Source organism: Streptomyces sp. NPDC059456, from assembly GCF_042750055.1.
Classification (GTDB): domain Bacteria; phylum Actinomycetota; class Actinomycetes; order Streptomycetales; family Streptomycetaceae; genus Streptomyces.
In genome coordinates this window covers 1-3,762 of the sequence record NZ_JBHYVA010000774.1, presented here as the reverse complement: position 1 = coordinate 3,762, position 3,762 = coordinate 1, and the positions used below count along the sequence as shown (strand labels likewise).

The 3,762-nt window shown below is 71.9% G+C and carries 3 protein-coding genes and 1 riboswitch; of the genes, 2 read left to right on the top strand and 1 reads right to left on the bottom strand.

Going from position 1 to position 3,762, the window contains the following annotated elements:
* Window positions 1-127: riboswitch (cobalamin riboswitch) on the bottom strand. This riboswitch is flagged as partial in the annotation.
* 809 nt (window positions 128-936) lie between these two features.
* On the top strand, window positions 937-2,520 hold the full coding sequence (locus ACFXA3_RS38230; protein WP_385195220.1) for an FAD-dependent monooxygenase: 1,584 nt from the start codon (window positions 937-939) through the stop codon (window positions 2,518-2,520).
* A gap of 111 nt (window positions 2,521-2,631) precedes the next feature.
* On the opposite strand, the gene ACFXA3_RS38225 is transcribed toward ACFXA3_RS38230, so the two are convergent.
* On the bottom strand, window positions 2,632-2,964 hold the full coding sequence (locus ACFXA3_RS38225; RefSeq protein ID WP_385195217.1) for a hypothetical protein: 333 nt from the start codon (window positions 2,962-2,964) through the stop codon (window positions 2,632-2,634).
* A 350-nt stretch (window positions 2,965-3,314) separates the two neighbouring features.
* On the opposite strand from ACFXA3_RS38225, the gene ACFXA3_RS38220 reads away from it, so the two are divergent.
* Window positions 3,315-3,762 (top strand): SDR family NAD(P)-dependent oxidoreductase (locus ACFXA3_RS38220; RefSeq protein ID WP_385195215.1); only part of this gene is annotated, 448 nt, incomplete at its 3' end.

Genomic DNA, 3,762 nt, shown 5'->3' with positions numbered 1-3,762 from the left:
GTCCCAGTGCGTATGACGGCGGTCGTTCCCGCTCACCGCTGCGGGGCAGTCCCGGATTCCCACCGGGTTCCCTCTTACGACGCATCCCGCCTGGCGGACGGGGCGAACCAGCTGCACGGCCACCCTAAGCCGGGTGATCGATCAGCGGCGAGCCATATCCACGATCCGGACGCCGAAATGTGTAATGGCACGGGTCAAATGTGAGGCGACCCGCCGTCATCATCGAGGGGACGGTCCCATGTCCCGCAGCACCCCCGGCGGCGCCGGGCGCCGGCGCCGGCGAGCCACCCGACGGCGAACGTCCCTCCCGCGCGAAGCAGGACGATGACGTACAGAGCCCCGGCCGTGAGCGCGATCTTATCCACGGTCCCTCGTCCCGGGCGCCGGGCCGGAACCCGCGTTCCTCGTCATCCGCATGTGCGTCCCGTCCCACCTGGCGCACGACGCGCACAAGCCCGGTCCCCGTCTCTCACCTGCGCCCTGCCTCTGCCCGTTTCGTCGTATGGGGTGCCGCCTGTGACACCGGAACCCGAACCCGCACGCCCGGGTCCGCAGGCCAGGCAAGGCCAGCCTAACCGAACGTGCATGCGGCGGATATAGGGCGCCAGCCTGGCCGGCGCAACGACAGGCGCGATCAGTGAATCCGGCCGACTCACCAACAGCGTAGGCCCCTGCCGGTGCGGGAGGGGCCTCGCTCCGGCCCATCGGCACACCGGCCGGCGACCGCGGAACGATCGGATGACCTTGGGGGCGGGCCCAGAAGGGCGGCCAGACGTGCGGGAACTGCGGCTGCGGTGCGCGCAGGTGATCGGGCCGCCGAGCCCGTGGTGTCGGTGGCCTGTCGGTGGTGTCGGTGCGATGTCGGCGGGGGCTGGCACCGTTCGTGAGGTCCTGCCGGGTACTCATCCGGCTTGGCGTTCGATGAGGGGATCTTTCATGTATGACGTGATGATCGTGGGAGCCGGGCCGGTCGGTCTGGCTCTCGCCTGCGAGCTCGGCCTCGCGGGCTGTTCCGTACTGGTGCTCGAACGGGAGCCGGCCCTCGGCTCCCCGTTACGGGCGGCCCCGCTCGGGAGGCGCGGGCTGTCCGCCGCGTCGGTCGAGACGTTCTACCGGCGCGGGATGCTGGACCCGCTGCTGACGGCGTCGGGCGTCCAAGAGGCGTTCGGTGCGGCCCCCGAAGAGGGCGCGCCGTCGCGCCCTCGGCTCGGCGGCCACTTCGCCGGCATGATGCTCGACGCGGACCAGGTCGATCTCGACGCCCTGCCGTTCCGGCTTCCCAGCCCGGCACTGCGCGCCGTGATGACGGACCTCGAAGCGGTCGAGACGGTGCTGTCCGAGCAGGCGTCCAAGCTCGGCGTGGACATCAGGCGCGGCGTCACGGTCTCCGCCGTCTCCCAGAACGGGGACGGCGTGGTCGCACAAGCCGGCGCGGACGCCTACGAGGCGCGCTGGCTCGTCGGCTGCGACGGCGGGCGCAGCACGGTGCGCAGGCTCACGGACTTCGAATTCGTCGGCACCGATCCGCAGTTCACCGGATACACCATGCAAGCCACCCTCACCGATGCCGAGAAGCTGCGCCCCGGGTTCCACCTGACGCCGACGGGCATGTACATCATGATGCCCGCCGCCGGATACGTCGCCATGATGGACTTCGACGGCGGCGCGTTCGATCGCTCGCAGCCGCCGACGCGCGACCACCTCCAGACGGTCCTGCGCCGGGTGTCCGGCACCGACGTGACCGTCGGCGAGGTCCACATCGCCTCGAGCTTCACCGACCGGGCGATGCAGACGACGGCTTACCGCCGCGGACGCATCCTGCTCGCGGGCGACGCCGCCCACATCCACTCCCCGCTGGGCGGCCAGGGGCTGAACACCGGCATCGGCGACGCCGTCAACCTGGGGTGGAAGCTCGCAGCGACCGTGCACGGGCACGCGCCGGACGGGCTTCTCGACACCTACGCCGACGAGCGCCATCCGATCGGTGCGGCAGTGCTCGACTGGTCGCGCGCCCAGGTGGCGACCATGAGGCCGGACCCGTTCGCCCACGCGATCCAGGCCGTGGTTCGCGATCTCATCGGGACCCGTGACGGCGCGACCTACGTGTTCGAGCGGCTGTCGGGCTCGTGGATCCACTACGACCTCGGCAGCGAACATCCACTGGTCGGCCGCAGCGCCCCTGACTTCTGTCTTGAGGACGGCTCGCGACTCGGTGACCTCATGGAGGACGGACGCGGCGTCGTGCTCGATTTCAGCGACGACCGGCGCCTGCACGGTCCGGCGATGGGCTGGGAGGGCCGGATACGGTACGTGGCCGGGGCGGCGCAGAACGACCTCGGGTCGGGTGCCGTGCTGGTGCGGCCCGACGGCGTGGTCGCCTGGGCCGGTGACCGGCACCCTGATGGGGAGGCCTTCGAGCAGGCAGCAACCCGTTGGTTCGGCGGTGCGGTCGCGCCCGGGCTCACCGACGGTGCCCACGCCGAACCCGTACCCCTGAGCACGGGTTCCGATCGGCCGTGAGCGCCTCGGGGCCGCCGGGCGTGCGGGCAGCCCCGGCAGCCCACCCCGGCCGTTCCGGCAGCGTGCAGTTCGTCCGGATCCGGGTGGGCGTGCGCGCCGGCAGGGCATTGTCTACAGGCCAAGGCTCAGCAGGATCGTGACGGTGGGCGGGAGGGGCGCGAGCCATCCCGCCCACCGGCGCGCCATGGCCAGGGCCGGGTGTCGCACGGGCAGCCGGGAGGCCACCACGAGCAGGGGGGTGACCGTCCAGGACGCCCACCAGCAGATGATGAGGACGGCCACGGTCCGAGGGTGCACTTGTTCGGCCATCCCGGCCAGGGCCCCGAAGGTGAAGGCGACCGGGATCAGAGCCACCGTTGCGACCGTGGCCCATGTCGACACCTTCCCGGCGGCAGGGGTCTCGTCGTCGCGGCCGGCGGACGGAGGGGAGCTGATCTCGTGCATGGGCACAGCCAAGCAGCTCCCTCGGGCGAACCGCCTGCGCAGGAATACTCAGCTCCGATCAGGCAACGTACCCAGCCCCTCGGGCAGACGATCACGGGCAAGGCGGGGGCACCGACGGGGGTGTGTGGCCCGCGGCCACGCCTGATGCCCTGTCTGCCCCGAAGCGGTTGACGCTCTTCGAACGATCGCGGAGGCCACTACCTGGGTGGGGCCTCGTCGTTGTCGGTGTGAGGGGCGCGGCCGACCGGCCGCTGCGTGTGCTGTCGGGCTGGTGAGGGGTGAGGCACGTGGGTGTGCCGTCGCGTGGGCGAAGTGTGCTGGTGACGGGTGCGACGGGAGGGTTCGGCCGGGTGATCGTGTTGCGCCTGGCGGGCGCGGGCTGGGACGTGATCGCCGGAGCACGTGACGAGGGCAAGGCCCGTGACCTCGTAGCGGAGGCCGTCGGGCGCGGGCTGGCGCTGCGTACGGTGCACCTCGACGTCGCCGACGAGGACTCCTGCCGCCGGGCGGTCAAGGAGTGCGCGGAGATGACCGACGGCGGTCCCCGGGCCCTGGTCAACAACGCCGGCATCCCGCAGGCGGGCCCGGTCGCCGACGTCGACGACGAACAGGCCCGGCATCTGCTGGAGGTGAACGTGCTGGGGCCGGCGCGGCTGTGCCGGCTCGTCCTGCCCGGCATGGCTGCCCACGGGGGCGGCCGGATCGTCAACATCTCCTCCGGTCTGGGCCGGGTGCCGTGGCCGATGGGCGCCTGGTACAGCGCCGGGAAACATGCCCTCTCCGCGCTCACCCACTGCC

Excerpts from the sequence above, each read along its gene's own strand:
- ACFXA3_RS38225 (WP_385195217.1), bottom strand. The coding sequence starts at position 2,964 with ATGCACGAGATCAGCTCCCCTCCGTCCGCCGGCCGCGACGACGAGACC.
- ACFXA3_RS38230 (WP_385195220.1), top strand. The coding sequence starts at position 937 with ATGTATGACGTGATGATCGTGGGAGCCGGGCCGGTCGGTCTGGCTCTC.